The organism is Clostridium sp. 1001275B_160808_H3 (assembly GCF_015550425.1).
In the GTDB taxonomy this organism is placed as follows: Bacteria; Bacillota; Clostridia; order Clostridiales; family Clostridiaceae; genus Clostridium.
The window spans coordinates 12885-33350 of the sequence record NZ_JADNAT010000031.1 but is presented as its reverse complement, the minus strand read 5'-3'; the positions used below and the strand labels follow the sequence as shown (position 1 = coordinate 33350).

Annotated in this window: 19 protein-coding genes; 14 read left to right on the top strand and 5 right to left on the bottom strand. The window is 29.0% G+C overall.

The window, feature by feature from the left end; all coding sequences use genetic code 11:
- Window positions 1–235 precede the first annotated feature (235 nt).
- A complete protein-coding gene (locus tag I2A75_RS16555; protein ID WP_195266696.1) occupies window positions 236–1189 on the top strand; it encodes a BadF/BadG/BcrA/BcrD ATPase family protein in 954 nt (317 codons plus the stop codon).
- A gap of 185 nt (window positions 1190–1374) precedes the next feature.
- Here I2A75_RS16555 and I2A75_RS16550 read toward each other — a convergent pair whose 3' ends face one another.
- From I2A75_RS16550 to agaV, 3 genes are read right to left on the bottom strand one after another with little or no spacing between them, the layout of a single operon-like run.
- Window positions 1375–2202, bottom strand: a complete 828-nt coding sequence (locus I2A75_RS16550; RefSeq protein ID WP_195266694.1) for a PTS system mannose/fructose/sorbose family transporter subunit IID — start codon at window positions 2200–2202, stop codon at window positions 1375–1377.
- A complete protein-coding gene (locus I2A75_RS16545) occupies window positions 2192–3004 on the bottom strand; it encodes a PTS sugar transporter subunit IIC (protein WP_195266692.1) in 813 nt (270 codons plus the stop codon). The genes I2A75_RS16550 and I2A75_RS16545 overlap by 11 nt, the downstream gene beginning before the upstream one ends.
- Before the next feature lie 24 nt (window positions 3005–3028).
- A complete protein-coding gene (gene agaV, locus I2A75_RS16540; RefSeq protein ID WP_195266690.1) occupies window positions 3029–3505 on the bottom strand; it encodes a PTS N-acetylgalactosamine transporter subunit IIB in 477 nt (158 codons plus the stop codon).
- Window positions 3506–3955: 450 nt separating this feature from the next.
- Between agaV and I2A75_RS18225 the strand changes: the two genes are divergently transcribed.
- A complete protein-coding gene (locus I2A75_RS18225; RefSeq protein WP_195266688.1) occupies window positions 3956–5125 on the top strand; it encodes an AraC family transcriptional regulator in 1170 nt (389 codons plus the stop codon).
- Window positions 5126–5406: 281 nt separating this feature from the next.
- Here the strand turns inward: I2A75_RS18225 and yajC are convergent, their stop codons facing one another.
- Complete coding sequence (yajC, locus tag I2A75_RS16530; protein ID WP_243242203.1) at window positions 5407–5685, bottom strand: preprotein translocase subunit YajC; 279 nt, start codon at window positions 5683–5685, stop codon at window positions 5407–5409.
- A 1-nt stretch (window position 5686) separates the two neighbouring features.
- The gene (locus I2A75_RS16525) at window positions 5687–6118 is read right to left on the bottom strand and encodes a PTS sugar transporter subunit IIA (RefSeq protein ID WP_195266684.1); all 432 of its coding nucleotides are present in this window, start codon (window positions 6116–6118) and stop codon (window positions 5687–5689) included.
- A gap of 170 nt (window positions 6119–6288) precedes the next feature.
- Between I2A75_RS16525 and nagA the strand changes: the two genes are divergently transcribed.
- The 12 genes from nagA to I2A75_RS16465 all read left to right on the top strand — a co-directional run bounded on the left by nagA (window position 6289) and on the right by I2A75_RS16465 (window position 20370).
- Window positions 6289–7428, top strand: a complete 1140-nt coding sequence (gene nagA / locus I2A75_RS16520) for an N-acetylglucosamine-6-phosphate deacetylase (protein WP_195266682.1) — start codon at window positions 6289–6291, stop codon at window positions 7426–7428.
- Window positions 7428–7952 carry a hypothetical protein gene (locus I2A75_RS16515; RefSeq protein ID WP_195266680.1) on the top strand — a complete coding sequence of 175 codons (525 nt, stop codon included), beginning with the start codon at window positions 7428–7430 and terminating at the stop codon, window positions 7950–7952. The genes nagA and I2A75_RS16515 overlap by 1 nt, the downstream gene beginning before the upstream one ends.
- 147 nt (window positions 7953–8099) lie before the next feature.
- Window positions 8100–9263 carry an SIS domain-containing protein gene (locus I2A75_RS16510; protein WP_195266678.1) on the top strand — a complete coding sequence of 388 codons (1164 nt, stop codon included), beginning with the start codon at window positions 8100–8102 and terminating at the stop codon, window positions 9261–9263.
- 83 nt (window positions 9264–9346) lie between these two features.
- Window positions 9347–10204: a tagatose bisphosphate family class II aldolase gene (locus tag I2A75_RS16505; RefSeq protein WP_308463892.1), complete on the top strand. Its 858-nt coding sequence runs from the start codon at window positions 9347–9349 to the stop codon at window positions 10202–10204.
- Between the two features lie 210 nt (window positions 10205–10414).
- Window positions 10415–11905, top strand: coding sequence for a 4Fe-4S dicluster domain-containing protein (locus I2A75_RS16500; RefSeq protein WP_195266674.1), 1491 nt, complete (start codon window positions 10415–10417; stop codon window positions 11903–11905).
- 305 nt (window positions 11906–12210) lie between these two features.
- A complete protein-coding gene (locus I2A75_RS16495) occupies window positions 12211–13500 on the top strand; it encodes an O-antigen ligase family protein (protein ID WP_195266672.1) in 1290 nt (429 codons plus the stop codon).
- A gap of 224 nt (window positions 13501–13724) precedes the next feature.
- On the top strand, window positions 13725–14009 hold the full coding sequence (gene groES / locus I2A75_RS16490; protein ID WP_008680972.1) for a co-chaperone GroES: 285 nt from the start codon (window positions 13725–13727) through the stop codon (window positions 14007–14009).
- Between the two features lie 14 nt (window positions 14010–14023).
- On the top strand, window positions 14024–15649 hold the full coding sequence (groL, locus tag I2A75_RS16485) for a chaperonin GroEL (RefSeq protein ID WP_195266670.1): 1626 nt from the start codon (window positions 14024–14026) through the stop codon (window positions 15647–15649).
- 209 nt (window positions 15650–15858) lie between these two features.
- Window positions 15859–16269: a type II secretion system protein gene (locus tag I2A75_RS16480; protein WP_195266668.1), complete on the top strand. Its 411-nt coding sequence runs from the start codon at window positions 15859–15861 to the stop codon at window positions 16267–16269.
- A 302-nt stretch (window positions 16270–16571) separates the two neighbouring features.
- Window positions 16572–17321: an A24 family peptidase gene (locus tag I2A75_RS16475; protein WP_195266666.1), complete on the top strand. Its 750-nt coding sequence runs from the start codon at window positions 16572–16574 to the stop codon at window positions 17319–17321.
- 138 nt (window positions 17322–17459) lie between these two features.
- Window positions 17460–19151: a GspE/PulE family protein gene (locus I2A75_RS16470; RefSeq protein WP_195266664.1), complete on the top strand. Its 1692-nt coding sequence runs from the start codon at window positions 17460–17462 to the stop codon at window positions 19149–19151.
- A gap of 16 nt (window positions 19152–19167) precedes the next feature.
- Window positions 19168–20370 carry a type II secretion system F family protein gene (locus tag I2A75_RS16465; protein ID WP_195266660.1) on the top strand — a complete coding sequence of 401 codons (1203 nt, stop codon included), beginning with the start codon at window positions 19168–19170 and terminating at the stop codon, window positions 20368–20370.
- The last annotated feature ends 96 nt before the right edge of the window (window positions 20371–20466 follow it).

The following is a 20466-nucleotide window of genomic DNA, read 5'->3' as shown; positions in this document are numbered from 1 at the left end:
ACTTCACTTCTTATTTTTTCCATATAAAATTAAGTTTAATCACTGCCATCTGCCGTCGCTTTTAGCGATTTAGTTCTATATTACTATTGGAATTTAATAATAATGAATATATAATTAAATTGATGGATTTTAATATAATATATAAAGTAATAAATACAGATTATAGGTAATAAGGTTAGTAATAATACGTGTAATACATCCAATCACATATATAAATGTAGTAGGGGGAAACAAAATGTATTATTTAGGAATTGATGGTGGAGGCACTAAAACAAAGTATCTATTAGTAGATGAAAAGTTACAAAAGGTATGCGAAAGAGAAGGAGCAACTATACACATTCATCAAGTTGGAGTAGAAGGCATTAAGAGTGAGCTAAGAGAAAATATTTCAAAGATATGTGAAGAAGCAAACATTTCTGTAAAGGATATCTCATACGCATTTGCAGGGGTACCCGGATATGGTGAAAGCTTAGATGATATGGTTAAAATTGATAGAGCTATAAAAGAAGTTATGGAAATACCGTATTCAATTGATAACGATGCTGTTAATGGTTGGGCAGGAGGAACTGCTTGTAAGCCAGGTATAAATGTAGTAGCAGGTACAGGAAGCATAGCTTATGGTAGAAATGCAGAAGGAAAGCTAGCAAGATGTGGTGGTTTTGGACCAGGAATAGGCGATGATGGAAGTGCTTATTGGATTGCACTTAGAACGATTAATGAATATACAAAACAAAAAGATGGAAGAAGTGAAAAAACGGTTTTAGTTGATATACTAGAAAAAGAATATAATATAACATATAGATATGAAATTGTTGATATTGCATTTAATAGATTGAAATTTAATAGAACAGAATTAGCTAAGTTTTCAACAATATGCTTTTTAGCAGCAGAAGCGGGATGCCCAGCTTGTAAAAATATATTTAAAGATGCAGCAAAAGCTATATTTGAACACATATCTGCTATATCAAAAGAATTAAATTTCAAAGATGAGTTCGTTGTTTCATACACTGGTGGTGTGTTTAAATCAGGTAAACATGTTTTAGAGCCACTTCAAGAGATGATAAATGAATCAGGATTAAAGTGCCATTTACAAGAACCTGCACTTGATCCTTGGAATGGATCTGTTTTATTAGCATATAATTTAGCTGGTAATACAGTACCTGATAATGTAAAAGAAATATTTAAGTAAATTATAAAAAGGTATTTTTGAAATATATAAGATATAAATAAGTAAGTGGATTTTAAAGAAGAATTTGTTCTTTTTTATACTGAGATAGAAAAGTTTATATGTTTATAAAGTTGAGAATACTATAATTATATTAATAATTAAAAAGAGGACTGCTAATAAATAGCATGTCCTCTTTTTGAAGTAAATTATTTAGCCCAAATTTTAAAGAATCCACCAACTATACCAATTACAAGTAATAAACCTATACATGCAACAGGAGTCCATTTTCTTTTCTTAATTAAGTAGAATAACATTAATGTTAGAGCTAGTGGAAGCATTTGAGGAAGAACACCATCTAATATATTTTGTATATTAATTGGAGCTTCTCCATTTGGTATTTCAATAGCTAGTTTTGTTGCACCATAGTTTGAAGTAAGAGCTCCAACTATGAATACTCCTAACATAGAAGCTGAACGTGTAAATTCCTTAGCATTTTTTGTCAAGATATCAATTGCTTTTGAACCTAAGTTATATGACCAATGCATTAACCAATATCTAAGTCCAAATTGAACACCATTAAATATTAGCAAGAATAGTATTGGACCAATTAAGGATCCACCAATAGCCATGTTAGCAGTGATACCAGCAGTAATTGGAACTAATGTGAACCAGAAGATAGCATCTCCAATTCCACCTAAAGGTCCCATTGCAGCAACACGGACAGCACGAATAGTATTAGTATCAGCCTTTTGTTGCTCTAATGACATAATTATACCCATAACAAAAGTTACAAGGAATGGGTGAGTATTAAAGAATTCTAGATTGTGTTTCATTGATTTTGAAAGGTCTTCTTTATTAGTATGAATTTTTTTAAGTCCAGGTAATATTCCATATAGCCATCCAGCAGCCTGCATTCTTTCATAGTTAAATGAAGCTTGTAAGAATAATGAACGCCAAACCATTTTATTCAAAGTTTTCTTATCAAGTTGTTTGGCAGGAGTCAAATCTTTATATAATGTGTTATTAGATTCCATCTTCGTCATCTCCTCCCATTCCTATATTTGCTGAAGCAGCTTTCATTTTTACATTAATTTGGAAGTCGTAAATGCATATTGCTAGTCCAATAAATGCAATTAATAATAAAGCTGAGCTACCTAAACCTTCAATTTTGCCTATAATAGTTGCAAGTGCAAAACCTGCAAAGTAAACTCCCCATAAGTCATTTGATAACATAATACGTAATAAAATTGCGAATCCAACATAACGCATCATTTTACCAGCAGCACTAAGTCCATCCATGAACCAAGCATATTTTGTTGAGAAGTCGGATAGCCACTCACCAGCAGCACTACCGCCTATTAAACCTATAACAACTACAAGTGCAAAGAATAATCCTAAAGCAGCCATTGCGCCATAGTTAAGTCTTTCGATGCCTTTTGTATCTGCATTATCAGCATATTTATCAGCTTTTGACATTAATGGTGACATGATTGTGAATAATAATGTAACACAATATTGTCCTATTAATGCAAATGGAACTGCTAATCCAACTGCGGCAGCTGGATCTAATTTAGAAGAAATGGCAAATACTACAGCCATTATTCCTCCGATAACTGCATTTGGAGGTTGAGCTCCACCTACAGGCATGTTACCGATTGTCATTAATTGATAAGTACCACCTACAATAAGTCCAGTTTGTAAGTCTCCAAGAATTGCACCAATAACAGCTCCTGATACAATTGGTTGATACAATGATTCTAGGAAACTATATTGGTCAATAGCTGCAATAAATGCAAATACTGCAACCAATAGAATTTGTATAATATTAAAATCCATTTAGCATTCCCCCGTATTATTTAATTATTTAAATATCTTATCAGTACTTTCTGAATTTTCAGTAGGGACTCTTCTTATTTCAAGCTCTACTCCTAATTCCTTTAACCTTTTGAATGCTTCTACATCTTTGTCATTTACTGCAACAGAGCCAGCAACTTGTCTTTTTCCTTCTGCCATGTGCATGTTTCCAATATTAACTTTTTTTATTGGGACACCACCTTCAACAAGTTTTAATACATCTGCAGGAGTTTCACAAACTATAAATATAAGTTGCTTAGCGCTAGCTTTATGAATAGTAGTTATAGTTTTTTCAATTGTCCAATATCTAGTTGAAGCGTAAGATGGTGCTGCCATATCCATTAGGCCTTGTCTTAATTTATCTTCAGCCACAACGTCATTTGCAACTAGAATCAAGTTTGCACCAATAGAACCACACCATTGAGTTGCAACTTGTCCATGAATTAATCTATTGTCTATTCTTGTTAATATAATATTTGGCATATTCTCACCCCCTTTTATGTAAACAATTTATTTTGATTGAATACAAGGATATTATATAATTAATATAAATAATAATCTTTATACTTTTTGGTGTTTAATTTATTCTTTTTAACAACGTTTACACAGGGGTTTTGAAAATGTGTAATTTAAGTGGTAATATATACATATATTTATTTATATATGTTTCAACTAATTATCTTTATCACTATACTGTTATATGATTAAAAGTTAATAGATTTATCTAAGTAAATAAACAAAATTGAAAGCACATAGTATTTTAATTAAGGTCTTAATCATTATGGTTGAAATTTAAGATGCTTCTCTAAGTAAAATAGTAAAATTTATATCCTATTTTTTACATACATCTACTATATTAAATTAATATTGATTAAAAATAATAAAAAGTTACATTTAAAATGAAGTTATGAATTTATAGTGAGGTGATTTATTGTGTATGATAAAACAACAAATGTTGAGTTTAAAAAGTATGGTTTTATTTATGATGAAGCTAAAGATGTAGAGAAGGAAAATTTGATATTAAAGCAAATTGTAACTAGTGATAAGGTTATTTCTAGTTTATATAATTTTTCAGAAGCAGTATATATAGAAGTTGTTGAAGGAATGGCGGCTATACTAATAAGTGATTCAAGTAATGGTAATTTCAAGCTTTTTGCAATTCATAGAAAGCTGGAGATAAAGCCTAATATGTATTTTAATGTTATTTCTATGACATCTCAAACTACTTTTAATTTGATAATACCATTAGGGTACAACCTTAAACTTGAATTTTTAAATAAACCATATGTTTATAATAGAATATTACCGACTATAAATATTCCAGAAATAATAGCATATTACTATACAATTAAAAGTCCAAATTATAAATTTAAAGGGGAAAGGCATAATTTATATGAATTAACATTTGTGGATAATGGAGTTTTAAATACATCTATTGATGGCGTTGATTATACATTAAATCCATATGACTTAGTTATATATGGAAAGAATCAATTCCATACTCAATCTGTAAATAGCGATTCATCTTGTTCATATTTAACAATTATTTTTGATATGGAATCTGATGATGATAGCTCAATATGTAATAGGATATTTCATTGTAGAAAGGAATTATATAATGCAGTAAGAACTTTTGCAAAAAATATATCATCAAATACAATACCATATTCAGAAAATCTTATTTTGAGCAATTTTCATGAAATTATAATTAGATTGTTTCAATACGATTATTTAGAGGTGGATGATAGCAAATTGCCCAAAGAATCATATCAGCATTTTCAAGATGAACTATTGGAAAGAATAATAGAATATATTAATAAGAATGTTGAATCTCCAATAGGTATAGGAGAACTTTGCGAAAGATTTTCAGTTTCCAGATCATCATTGCAAACTTTATTTAAAAATAATTTAAATATATCTCCGAAGAAATATATCAATGATTTAAAATTAGCTAAGAGTAAGCAGTTAATTAAAGAAAATAAATATACTATTAGTGAAATAGCATTTATGTTAGGATTTAACTCAATACATTACTTTTCAAGAGCCTTTACACAACATTATGAAATAAGTCCTAGCGAATATGCTCAAACTTTATTTAAATAAGAAGAAAAGGCGCAGTCTGAGAAATCTATTTAATATAAAATTTATTCAATTTCAAGTAAGTTTTTTATTGCTTTAAAAAGTTAATCTCTTATTTTTATAAAGGGGGTCGCGTTTCGCGACCGCCTTTTAAACCATTGATTTTTACTTACTTGAGGGCACTTTCAAATTTGAAAAGAAATTTTTGTATATTATTTATATGTGCAAAAAAAATGGAAGCTCGAATTAGAACTTCCATTTTTATAGTCTAATATAAAAATTTATTTTGATATAGCGCTTCTATTTTATAGAATATTTTGAATTGAATATCTAGATATAGTTATTACTGTATTTTTAGCAATTTCAACTTCTACTTGTTCTTCTTTTACAGATACTATTTTTCCATAAATTCCACCACAGAACATTATTTTCATTCCAGGTTTTAATTCAAGATGAACTTCCTTTAGTTCAGAGGTTCTTTTTTTTATGTTTTTAGCAGATATAAATAGTAGTATTAAGGCTCCAATCCCTAATAATACAGCAACAGTGATACATGTCCATATAACTACTTCCCAATTTATCATTTTAGATACCATCCTCACTTTCATTATCTTCATGAGCTATGAATTCATATTTTATAATACCATTTTTACCTACATCTATAGCTGATTCAGATAATGAATATAAATCATCTATAATATCCTTAGTCATGGATATTTCAAGAAGCATAGGTAAATTAGTACCGCAAATTACTTCCATGGGCTTGTCTATTTCCATTTTAACTTCTACTAATGTTTTAAAGGGTGATCCCCCAGGTAAATCACTAAGGGCTAAAACGTTATCACAATTACTTAAATTTTTTAATGAAGTATAATATTTTTTCTTTAAATCTTCTATAGAATCTGCTTCCTCAAAGTCAACGTATTCTATATTAGAAGGTTCTCCTGCAATTAACTTTAAGGAGGTGTGCAATCCTGATGCAAAGTTACCATGTCCGCTAATTATTAATCCTATCATTTTATCATCTCCCAAAATAGTTTGTACATATTGATAATTATAATTATAATGTAGAGTTATTTAAATTCAATAAGTGTGGTAAAAGATATAAGATATATGTTCAAAAGTGCAAATATTAGCTGGATAAACTTATGTATAATGAGATTAAGTTAATTTAGGAGGTATGCCATGTGTTAATACAAAGTAAAAAAGTATGGATTGCTGATCAATTTATTCCAGCTCAAATTGAGATTGATGATAATAAAATAGTCAATATCTATGCTTACAATGAAAAGGTAGATGCTTATGATTATGGCAGCAAGAGGATTTTACCAGGTTTTATAGATATTCATTGTCATGGGGCATATGGATTTGATACAAATGATGCAAATGAAAAAGGTTTGAAAAATTGGACAAAGGGTATAGTAAGCGAAGGGGTTACCTCGATACTACCTACTACTATAACTCAAAGTAAAGAAGTACTTCTTGAAGCTCTAAGAAATGTTGCAAATGTAGTTGAAAATGGATATGAAGGAGCAGAAATATTAGGAATTCATTTTGAAGGCCCTTATCTTGATATGGAATACAAAGGTGCTCAGCCCAAAGAATATATAGTTAAACCTACCATTAAAGAATTTCAATCATATCAAAAGGCAGCAAAAGGATTAATAAAATATGTAACTTTAGCTACTGAAATAGATGAGGATTACTCACTTACAGAATATTTATTTAAAAATAACATAGTGGTAAGTATAGGCCATTCGGCATCTACATATGAAGATGCAATATTTGCTTTTGCTCATGGAGCTAGGTCACAAACTCATGTATATAATGGGATGACTCCATTTAATCATAGAAAAAATGGATTAGTTGGAGTAGCACTAAGGGTTAAAGGAATGTATGGAGAAATAATTTGTGATGGAAATCACTCTACTACCACAGCTTTGTATAATTTCTTTAATGCAAAGGGACCTGATTATGGGATTATGATTACGGATGCTCTAATGGCAAAAGGGTTTGAGCCAGGTACTAAATTTATTTTTGGTGGAAATGAAATAGAAATTTATGAAGATGGAAGTGCACATTTAATAGAAACAAAGGGTCTAGCGGGCTCTACATTGAGGATGAATGATGGTTTAAGAATATTAGTTGAAGAAGCTATGGTACCGTTTAATTATGCTATTAATTCATGCACTATTAATCCAGCCAAATGCTTAGGTGTTGATAAGCGCAAGGGAAGGATAGGGGTTGGATATGATAGTGATTTAGTAATTATAAATGATGACTATTCAGTATATCAAACATATTGTTTAGGAAAGGCGATGTTATAGTGAAAAAAGATTTTGTTAATTTAGCTGGGAATAATATATATTTGGATCTTTATGGAGAAGCTGTTTATTATAATTTCTTTGACAAAAATGGATATATTGTATCTAAACAAATAGAGCAAAAGTTTAAGGTATTTTATCATAGATACTCAATTATATTTATCGTTATGATTTTATTAGGAGATTATTTTAAATCTTTACAAAATACTTTTTTAATTGGTATTGGAGTAGTAGCGATAGTAGAACTATATTTTAGATTTATCTTTTTAAAACAATTAAAGGTAATTAAAAACTTTAAGAGAGAACGTAAGACATCAATGCTAGAAAGTATAGTCAGAAGCAATGAAAAAGAAAAAATAGTGATGAAAGCTTGTGCTTATGCTTTATTAAGTGTTCTTATTGTAATAAATGCAATACAACAAAACTTTAACGTAATATTTTTAGCTTTAAGTATATTAGGTGCAGTATATTGCCTCTATATAGGTATTATAAATGTTATTGCCTTTAGTAAAATTAAAAAAGCTTAAAATGTAAGTGTTTTTATTAAAGGTGATAGGTAATAAAGTACATGTGAATATATCTATAGTGGGTAATTTTAAGTGTACATTAAATGATAAAAATAAAAAATAACATTAATATTAATGATTACATTAACAGGTGCAGGAGGTATTAAAATGTTTTTTGGAATGGACAATGAAAAACTTAAGGAGCTTAGGGCAACTTATACAGCTACAGAAATAAGTCAGCAACCTAAGTTATGGGGAGAAACGTACAATATAATAAAAGAAAATGAAGAGAAAATAAAAAGTTTTTTTACTAGAAGATTAAAAGATAATACTAGAATAATTTTAACTGGAGCAGGAACTTCAGATTATGTTGGAGATACAATTTATCTATATTTAGCAAAAAAATTAAACTTAAGAGTAGAAGCAATTGCTACAACAGATTTAGTATCAAATCCTTATGAATTTATTGAAGAAGATATACCAACAATTTTAGTATCATATGCAAGATCAGGAAACAGTCCTGAAAGTGTTGGAGCTTTTGATTTATTTCAGGAAAATGTAAAAGATATATCACAGTTAGTAATTACATGTAATAAGGATGGAGAGCTTGCTAAGAAAGCAGAAGGAAGTAATAACAACCTTTGTATATTAATGCCTGAGCTTTCAAATGATAAGAGTTTTGCAATGACAAGTTCTTTTAGCTGTATGCTATTAGCTTCATTATTAGTATTTGATATTAATAATTTAGAAGAAAATAAAAAATATTTAGATATAGTGATTAATCAAGGAAATTCAATTTTAAACAATAAGTGGAATGATATAAAGGAGTTAGTTGATTTAAATGCATCAAGAGTAGTTTATTTAGGATCAGGTATATTAAAAGGATTATGCCAAGAAATGGCTTTAAAAAATCTAGAGCTAACTAGTGGTAAAATAACTACAGTTTGTGAATCAGTATTAGGATTTAGACATGGCCCGAAATCAATAATAAATGATAATACTTTAGTGATATTTATGAATTCTACTAATAAATACACAAATCTTTATGATATGGACCTTATTAGAGAAATAAACTCTGATTCAGGAAATCATAAATTAGCTGTAATAAGTTATGAAAAGAATGCAGAGTTAAATAATATATGTGATAAATATATAGAAATAGATGGACAAGTAATTCCTGAAGTTTATACAGTATTTAATTATATGTTATTTGGACAAATGTTTGGATTATTTAATTCACTTAAATTAGGAATTTCACCTGACAATCCAAGACCTGATGGAACAGTTAACAGAGTTGTTAAAGGTGTAGTCATTCATAAATATAATAAATAAGCTTTTTTTATGAAAACAAAAACTAAAGATGAATTTAATCAAGAAGACAGAATATAAAAATTTATTAATAGGAGTTGAGGTAGATTATGAAAATATTATCAACAAGAGAAATGTTAAAAAAAGCTCAAAGAGAAGGATATGCTGTACCAGCATTTAATATTCATAACTTAGAAACTCTACAAGTAGTTGTAGATACAGCAGCTGAATTAAAATCACCAGTTATTTTAGCGGGAACACCATCAACAATACTTTATGCAGGTGGAGAATATATAGTATCTATGGCAGAGGTTGCAGCAGAAAAATATAATATTCCAATAGCTATACATTTAGATCATTTTGAAGATGTAGAAGAAATAAAGCATTATGTAGATTTAGGATTCAAATCAACAATGATAGATGCATCACATTCAGATTATGAAACTAATATAAAGATTGTCAAAGAAGTAGTTGAATATGCTCATAAATTTGATGCTACAGTAGAAGCTGAACTTGGAAGATTAGGTGGACAAGAAGATGATTTAGTAGTAGATGAAAAAGATGCTATGTACACTAATCCAAAGCAAGCAAAAGAATTTGTTGAGAAAACAGGAATAGATTCATTAGCAATAGCAATAGGAACAGCGCATGGATTATATAAGGGTGGCGCAAAGCTTGATTTTGATAGATTAAAGGAAATAAGAGATATGGTAGATGTTCCTCTAGTTTTACATGGGGCATCAGATGTACCAGACGATTTAGTAAAGAAAGCAATTTCTCTTGGAATATGTAAGGTGAATGTAGCAACAGATTTAAAAATACCATTTTCTGATGCAGTAAAAAAATTCTTCAATGATCATCCAGATGCTAATGACCCAAGAAAATATATGACACCTGGGAAAGAAGCAATGAAGAATATAGTTTCTCATAAAATAATGGTTTGTGGAAGTAATGGAAAAGCTTAATTAAATTAGCTTTTAGACAAAAATGTAATAATGTATTTGAGAGGAAATAATATGAAGGCGTATGCTGACATATTATTTTCTTTCATATATAAGTGTTTTTATCCAAAATAATTTTCAGAATATTTAGAATTTAACGAATTGGTATAAATTTACTGGTATAATGGTACTGGGGAGTATTGGTTTTATTTTATTAGATAGGAGGATTTTGGTATGTTTCAATTTGAAACTCAGTTAAAGAAACTTAAGCATGAGGTGCTAACAGAAGTTGCTAAGTTAGCTAAAGATGGTAATTTAACCACAGAATCAATAGAAAAGATTCCTTATGAAATTATTAAGGGCGATAAAGCTATGTATAGATGTTGCGTATATAAGGAAAGAGCTATTGTTTTAGAAAGAGCAAAATTGGCTGCAGGATATTTAGCTAATGGAGATAATGTGGAAGATGAATTTGTTGATATAAAAGAAGATGATCAAATAATATACGTTATTGAAGCAGCTTGTGATAGATGCCCAATAAATAAATACAGTGTTACAGATTCTTGTAGAAATTGTTTAGCTCATAAATGTCATGAGGCTTGTAATTTTGGAGCTATAACTTATGTTGCTGGAAGAGCATACATAAACCAAGAAATTTGCAAGGAGTGTGGAATGTGCAAAAAGGCATGTCCTTATGATGCAATTGCAGAAGTTATGAGACCTTGTAAGAGAGTATGCCCTACAGGAGCTTTAGATATAAATCCAGATGATAGAAGAGCAATGATAAAGGAAGAAACATGTGTTAATTGTGGAAGTTGTATGAGCGCGTGTCCTTTTGGAGCTATTTCTGATAAGAGCTTAATAGTTCCTATAGCAAAGAGGCTTGCAAGAGGAAGAAAGATGTATGCTGTAGTAGCACCTGCTATAACTGGTCAATTTGGAGCAAAAACGCCATATGGAAAAATAAAAAATGCAATTAAGAAATTAGGTTTTGTAGATATGATTGAAGCAGCCTGTGGAGCAGATGCTGTGACTGTTCATGAAAGCGGAGAATTTTTAGAAAGATTAGAAAATGGACAAAATTATATGACAAATTCTTGTTGCCCTGGTTTCTTAAGTTATGTAGAGAAGATGTTCCCATCAGAAGTAGAAAAAGTATCAGGTACAGTTTCTCCAATGATAGCAACAGCAAGATTTATAAAGCATAATGATCCAGATGCAAAAGTTGTATTTATTGGACCATGTACTGCTAAAAAGAGTGAAGCTGTTAGAGAATCTGTAAGGGATGCAGTAGATTATGTTTTAACGTTTGAAGAATTACTAGCATTATTTAGTGCTTTTGAAGTAGATATAGATAGTTGCGATGAAGATGTAGTTGATGATGCTTCTATATATGGAAGAGGATTCGGAGCACATGGAGGATTAACTGCAGCTATAGAAAATTATATAAGAAGCCAAGGGTTAGAAGTAAACTTTAATCCAGTAAAAGTATCTGGAGGAATAGAAATAAAGAAAACAATGACTATGGCAAAAATAGGCAAATTACAAGGAAACTTTATTGAAGGTATGATGTGTGAAGGTGGTTGTATAAATGGGGCAGGAGCCCTAGTGACACCATTTAAGGCTAAAGGTGTTTTCAATAAGATAAATGCTCAAGCCACAAAGAAAGCGGTAATAGATAATGAAACCCTTGAAGAATATAAGAATGTAAACTTAGAAAGATAGTTATAAATTGAGAATTAAACCTAATGATATGTATTAACTTTCCGATTTTTATATAATTTCGAATACAATTCTAAATTTAAGATATCTAAGATGACTAAATTTTTATAACTCGCTGCGCTCAGACAATAAAAATTCTTAACGACATCTTAGATATCTTAAATAAGAATTGTAGTTTCTCATTATAATAAAATCTCCAATTTAATACATATCATTAATGAGGATAATTCTTAATTTAATGGTTTGAAGTGGGAAAATATAAGTTATCGTAGGCTTTATTTTCGCAATCTCTACCAGTGGGTGTTAGGATGGAAAGTATAAATAAAAAAGTAATGGGAGCTCTTACAAAAGAAATTGATTTTAAAATTTTAGTGAACATAATCTTATATTCTGTGATAGTTATAATGCCATTCATAGTTGTAAATGTATCATCACCTAGATATGTAATTGGTAAGATGATATTTCTTTACGTAGTTGGTGTAATTTCTATTATTGCATTAATTGGATTAAAGGTAACAGAATTTAATATTGAGCATAAGATAGCATTAGTGTTTATGTTAACTATGTTAATTCCAAGTATATTATCACCACAGAAATATGTAGCTTTTATTGGCAATATTCAACGGAATGAAGGCTTCGTAATGTATTGCATTTATATTCTACTTTTTATACTATCTTCTAAATATTTTGTTATAAATGAAAAACTTATAAATCTAGTATTAATTTCTTCATGTGTCATGGGTATATATGGGATACTTCAATTTTATAACATAGATCCTGTACAGTTTTGGATGTTTGGATTTATATCAGTAAGTGATTCTATTGGAATGATAGGAAATAGAAACTTTTTTTCATCATATTTATGTATATTTTTATTTATAAGTATGGCAATTTATATTTTTTATGAAGGAAAAAGATATTTAATATATTCAATTATATTATTTGGTGCATTAATCACTACATTAACTCGTAGTGGGTGGCTAGCTTTTTTAGTTTATTCACTTATTGGATTAATTTTTATAATAAAAGATAAAAAGAGATTAAAAAAATCAGTGGTTGTATTTATATCATTTTTAAGTATTTTTTTATTATTAAATTTATCTACTAATTGTAAGATTATTGGGCGTGCAACTAACAGCATTGTAATTGATGAAACTGGTATAACAAAAGTTGAGGATAGTGGTAGAATTGAAATATTAAACATATCATGGAATGCATTTAAAGATCATCCGTTTATAGGGTGGGGGCCTGATACATTAAAATATAGATTGGATTCACAGTATAGTGAAAGTCATAGAGAGTATATAAATAAGCATGGTGCTTATATAGATAAATTACATAATGAATTTTTAGAATATGCAGTTAGTAATGGGATATTTAATTTAATAGCTTACCTATTATTAATTGGAGTAATAATATATAATCTGATTAAAAGTATTAGAAATGATTTATCTAAGTTACTCTTACTAACGCTAATAGGGTATTTAGTACAATCATTTTTTAATATTAGTGTAATAATGGTAGCACCAATATTTTGGATATTTTTAGGATTCTGTGTCAAAGAAAAAGAATTTGAATTAAATGAAAAAATAATTTAAATAAATACATGTATAAAATGAAGAAAATAAATAAAAGCTTGAGAAAATGGAAAATAATTAATGAGAAGTGGTAATATTTATAATATATAGGGTAATAATATATTAGGTAACATTTGAAAAATGCAAACTAAAAGATTATCATAAATTTGTTAGCACTTATCTATGGTGAGTGCTAATATAAAAGGGTAATTAAATTTATAGATATAAATAGGAGGGATTTTTTTATGAACATTAAGCCACTAGCAGATAGGGTAGTAATAAAGAAGTTAGAAGCAGAAGAAACAACTAAAAGTGGAATAGTTTTAACAGGGACAGCAAAGGAAAGACCACAAGAGGCAGAAGTTGTAGCTGTTGGACCAGGAGCTATAGTTGATGGAAATAGAATAGCAATGGAAGTTAAAGTTGGAGATAAAGTACTTTATTCAAAATATGCAGGTACAGAAGTTAAGGTTGAGGGTGAAGAATATACTATTTTAAAACAAGATGATATTTTAGCAATAGTTGAATAAGGGAGGAAAGAATAATGGCAAAAATGATTAAGTTTAGTGAAGACGCAAGAAGAGCAATGCAAGTTGGTGTTGATACGTTAGCAGATACAGTTAAGGTTACATTAGGACCAAAAGGAAGAAATGTAGTTTTAGATAAAAAGTTTGGAGCACCACTTATAACTAATGATGGTGTTTCTATAGCAAGAGAAATTGAATTAGAAGATCCATATGAAAATATGGGAGCACAATTAGTTAAAGAAGTTGCAACTAAGACTAATGATGTTGCAGGGGATGGTACTACTACAGCAACTCTTTTAGCACAAGCAATTATAAGAGAAGGCTTAAAGAATGTTACTGCTGGATCAAACCCAATACTAATTAGAAATGGTATTAAAATGGCTGTAGATAAGGCTGTTGAAGAAATAAAGAAGATTTCTAAGCCTGTTAACGGTAAAGAAGATATAGCTAGAGTTGCAGCTATTTCAGCAGCTGATGAAGAAGTAGGTAAGCTAATTTCTGATGCTATGGAAAAGGTAGGAAATGAAGGCGTTATTACTGTTGAAGAATCAAAATCAATGGGAACTGAATTAGACGTTGTTGAAGGAATGCAATTTGATAGAGGATATGTATCAGCATACATGGTAACTGATACAGAAAAAATGGAAGCAGTTTTAGACAACCCATTAATATTAATTGCTGATAAAAAGATTTCAAATATTCAAGAGTTACTTCCAATACTTGAACAAATAGTTCAACAAGGAAAGAAATTACTTATAATAGCTGAAGATGTTGAAGGCGATGCAATGACTACATTAGTAGTTAATAAATTAAGAGGAACTTTCACATGTGTAGCTGTAAAAGCTCCAGGCTTTGGAGATAGAAGAAAAGAAATGCTTCAAGATATAGCTATATTAACAGGTGGAACAGTTATATCAGAAGAGCTTGGAATAGACATAAAAGAAGTGACTTTAGATATGCTTGGACAATGTGAAAGCATCAAAGTTACAAAAGAAAATACTACAATAGTTAATGGAAGAGGAAATAGTGAAGCTATTAAAGAAAGAGTATCACAAATAAAAGCTCAAATCGAAGAAACTTCTTCAGAATTTGATAAAGAAAAATTAACTGAAAGATTAGCTAAGCTAGCTGGTGGAGTTGCAGTAATTAAAGTTGGTGCAGCAACAGAAACAGAATTAAAAGAAAAGAAATTAAGAATAGAAGATGCTTTAGCAGCAACAAAAGCAGCTGTTGAAGAAGGTATAGTACCAGGTGGTGGTGCTGCTTATGCAAATATAATTAATGAAGTAGCTAAGGTAACTTCAAATGTTCCAGATACACAAGTTGGTATTAATATAATAACAAGATCATTAGAAGAACCAATGAGACAAATTGCAACTAATGCAGGTGTTGAAGGTTCAGTTATTATAGAACATGTTAAAAACTGTGAAGCTGGAATGGGTTATGATGCATTAAATGGAGAATATGTAAACATGATTAAAGCTGGTATAGTAGATCCAACTAAGGTTACAAGATCAGCACTTCAAAATGCTGCGTCAGTAGCATCAACATTCTTAACAACAGAAGCTGCTGTTGTTGAAATTCCTCAAAAAGAAGCTCCAATGCCAGGAGCACCAGGAATGGGAATGGACGGAATGTACTAATAAATTTAAAATTTAGGAACTTAGGGATTCTAAGTTCCTTTTTTTATGTTTAAAATAGTACAAAGTTCAAGATTTTAAAGTTAATTCAAAATATATTTGATATATAATAAATATAACCTTTATATTGATTTTAAGTGCATTAAGATATTATAATTTATAATGTATAATAAACAAAAAGAGGAATAAAGAAAAAACTTTGGAGGTACAATATGGAAGGTAATATGAATAGAAAAAGAAAGGGTAAGTTTACTATATTTGATTTAATTGCAGTAGTAGTAATAATAGGAATATTAGTAGCTATATTAGTACCTAGTTTTAAAAAGTATTCTATTGACTCAAAAAAGGCTGAAGTAAAATCTATTATGAGGGAATTTGTTCTAGCAGTAGAAACAACTGAAATAAGTGATAAAGTTGAATTTTCTAATACAGACTCTATAAAAACTATAGAAGCAAATAATAACGAAAAGCTAGATTCAATAAATAAATACATAAATAATCCAGAAGATTTAAATAAAATAAAAGATTTAACTATAGAAGAAGCAAATCAAATTATAAATAATGAATTAGACTTTGAAATCAATAAAGATGGACAATTTTTAAGGATAATAAAAGAGAATTAGGGGAATTTAGCTTATATTAAATATAAAGATATCGGATATTAAGTATAAAATAGTACTTTTATCCGATTTTTTTTGTTTTATAACCGAAATAAAAATTTAATATTGACTAAAAAATACAATTAATGGATAATATTTGAATAACATGAGGGTTTTAAAACTCATTATATAACTTATAAGTATAATATAATTCAATAGTATAATTCATTTATTTAATTCTTAAAAAGTTTAAAATTAAAAGTGTAAAAGAAATGCTTATATAATGACAAATAAATATATTAGTTTATAACTTTAAGGAGGTTATTATGGAAATTTTGATATTAATAATAGGGTTGTGTATAGGAAGTTTTTTAAATGTATGCATTTATAGAATACCTAGAGAGGAATCCATTGCTTTTCCGCCGTCTCATTGTACAAGTTGCGGATATGAACTAAAAGCAATAGATCTTATTCCAATAATAAGTTATTTATTTTTAAAAGGAAAATGTAGAAAATGTGGGGAAAAGATATCTATAAAATATCCTTTGGTTGAGCTACTAAATGGAGTGCTATATTTATTAATATTTCTAAAATTTGGGCTAAGTTTAAATTTTGTATTTTATAGTCTTTTAACTTCTTTATTAATTGTTATATCTTATATAGATTTAGAGTGTAAATATATATATTCATCTACTACTATTTTTGGAGTAGTACTTGCTGCTATTTATATATTAATAGGATTATATACTAAAGATGCAAGTATTGTTAATAATCTATTAGGTGGAGTTATTGGATATGGAATTATATATTTGATAGTAATAGTCACAAAAGGGATGGGACAAGGTGACGCAGAGATTGCAGGATTTTGTGGGTTGTTTTTAGGAATTAAAGGTATTTTAGTTAGTTTATTTATAGCTGTTGTTCTAGGGGGATTAGTAGCAGCAATAATATTATTATTTAAATTAAAGGATAGAAAATCAGAAATTGCTTTTGGACCATACATAGCTATTGGTTCAATTGTGTACATTTTCATAGGAAAGGAATTATTGTCGTTATATTTAAATTTTTTATTTTAAAAAGTGAATTTAATTTAAGTTTATATTCTGATTGAAAAAGCAATATAGCTATATTAATATTAAAATAAGTAAACTAAATGGTCAAAAAAGGAAATTTTTTAACAAATAAAATTAAAATTAAACATAGGAGCGGAGTTTATGGCTATAGTTCAAAAGAAAAGACTTGGAGATATTTTAGTAATGGCAGAAAAAATAACTCCTTTTCAACTTCAAAATGCATTAAAAGCACAAAAGCTTTTAGGTAAAAAATTAGGTGAAGTTCTAATTGAAAGTGGAATTGTTTCAGAAGAAGATATTATAGATGCTATAGAAACTCAAACTGGAATTAAGAAAATTGATTTGAATAATGTTAATTTTGATAAAAAGGCCATTAAGATAGTACCTCAAAATCTTTGTAATAAATATAATTTAATAGCATTTGGATTTGAAGAAGAAAAAATAATGGTTGCACTTGCAGATCCATTAAATATTTTTGCAATAGATGATGTTTCAATATCAACAGGCTTAAGCGTTAAGACGTTTATTGCACCTAAAAAAGATATTCATAAATTTGTTCAAATAAATTATAGTACTGAAGAAGTTAACAAGGCAGCAGAAGAACTGCTAAAGGAAACTTTAGAGTCAAAAAGTATATCCTCAGATGTTGAAGAAATTGATGATGTAAAAAATGCTCCAGTTGTGAAAATGATAGAGCATTTATTTAAAAATTCAATTGAAATGAGGGCATCAGATATACATATAGAACCATATGAAAAGGAAATAAGAATAAGATATAGAATTGATGGTGAGCTTACAACTATAAATACTCTTGGAATAGAAAGCTTAGCACCATTAATAACTAGAATAAAAATACTTGCAAATTTAAATATAGCTGAAAAAAGGATACCTCAAGATGGAAGAATAATAACTAAGGTTGGAAAGACAGATGTAGATCTTAGAGTATCCATTTTACCAACTGTAAATGGTGAAAAAGTAGTTATAAGAATTTTAAATAGAGATAATTATAGGTTAGGTAAAGAGAGGCTTGGTTTAAGTAAAGATAATCTTAAGAAACTAGATAATATAGTATCTAGCCCTCATGGAATAGTACTTGTTACTGGACCAACAGGAAGTGGAAAATCCACAACTCTTTATACAATTTTAAGTGAACTTAACTCTAACAATGTAAATATAGTTACAATAGAAGACCCTGTTGAATATACATTAAATGGTATTAATCAAGTTAATGTAAATACTAAGGCTGGATTAACATTTGCTAGTGGACTTAGGAGTATTTTAAGACAGGATCCAGATATAGTGATGATAGGGGAAATAAGAGATGAGGAAACTGCTCAAATAGCTATAAAAGCAGCTATTACAGGACATTTGGTTTTAAGCACACTCCACACTAATGATGCTCCATCATCTATGACTAGATTAGTTGATATGGGAGTTGAACCTTACTTAGTTGCAACTTCAATTTCTGGAATAATTGCTCAAAGATTAGTAAAAAAAATATGTAACAATTGTAAAGAAGAATATATAGCTTCAGATTACGAAAAACATGCATTTAATATAAAAAATAATGATACCTTAAAATTATATAGGGGTAAGGGATGTGGCCATTGTAATAATACTGGGTATAATGGTCGAATAGGTGTATATGAAATAATGGAAATAACAAGAGAACATAGAGATGCAATAAATAGAACTAGGGATGCAAATATCTTAAAGGATATATCTATAAAACATGGAATGACAACACTTGCGGATGAATGTAAAAAGCTAGTTTTGGATGGAATAACTACTATAGAAGAACTTGCAACTATAACTTTATTAAGGGATATATAAGGGGTGATAAGAAGTTATGAAAAAATTTAAATATAGGGCTATGAAAAATGATGGAACTAAGATAGAAGGAAAATTTGAAGGGAGTTCCAGAGATGATGTAATAAATATGATAACTTCAAGTGGATATTATCCCCTAATAATAGAAGAAATAATTGAAAGTAAACAAATTGAGTTTAAATTTTTTGAAAGAGTAACAACAAAGGATTTAGCAATTTTCTGTAGACAATTTTACACAATGCTAGATGCTGGAGTTACAATAACTACTTGTTTAAATATCTTATCTAATGAAATTCCCAATAAAAAGTTAAGAGAACTTCTATCTATAATAGAAGATGATGTTAAAAAAGGAGAACTTTTATCAGAATCAATGGCGAAACATAAAAAGTATTTTCCACAGCTTTTGATAAGTATGGTAGAGTCTGGCGAAGTTAGTGGAAATATTGATGAAATGATGCTTAGAATGTCTGTACATTTTGAAAAAGAAAATAAGATTAATAATAAGGTTAAATCAGCCATGACATATCCAAGTATCTTAAGTATAGTAGCTGTGGTAGCTGTTGTGTTTATTATGACATTTGTTATGCCGACATTTGTAGAAATGTTTGAAGGAGAGGGAATAGAACTTCCTTTAATAACAAAAATAATGCTTGGGACAAGTAAGTTTTTAAGCAATAACTTAATTTTTATATTAATAGCTGTAGCAATTATAGTTATACTATTTAATATTTACAAAAAAAGTCCAAGTGGAATAGTGAATATAAGTAAGTTAAAGTTAAAACTTCCCATAATAGGGGCTTTAAATAAAAAGATAATTGTTTCAAGGTTTACAAGAACATTATCTACTTTACTAGCATCTGGAGTGTCTTTAGTACATGCCTTGCCAACAGTTGCAGGAGTGCTAGAAAATAAAATAGCAGAAGATGCAATTTTAAAAATAAGAGAAAGAGTGGTAAGAGGAGATGGCTTAAGTGCTCCAATAAGAGAAAATAATATCTTCCCTAAAATGCTTTCATCAATGATAAAAATAGGAGAAGAATCAGGTTCACTAGATGATATTTTAAACAAAACAGCAGATTTCTATGATGATGAAGTTGAACAAGCCATTCAAACAACTACCTCAATGATAGAACCATTGTTGATAGTCATTATGGGAGTAGTCATTGGGGGAATAGTAATTTCAATAATGCTTCCAATGTTTAATATGTATACACAGATGTAATAAATTGTGAATATAAGGGCTGCGATAACTAGATATGTTACATAAGCTAAATAGCTGCGTGAAGAAGTACTAGGCTTGTAAGAACTACTATGCCAA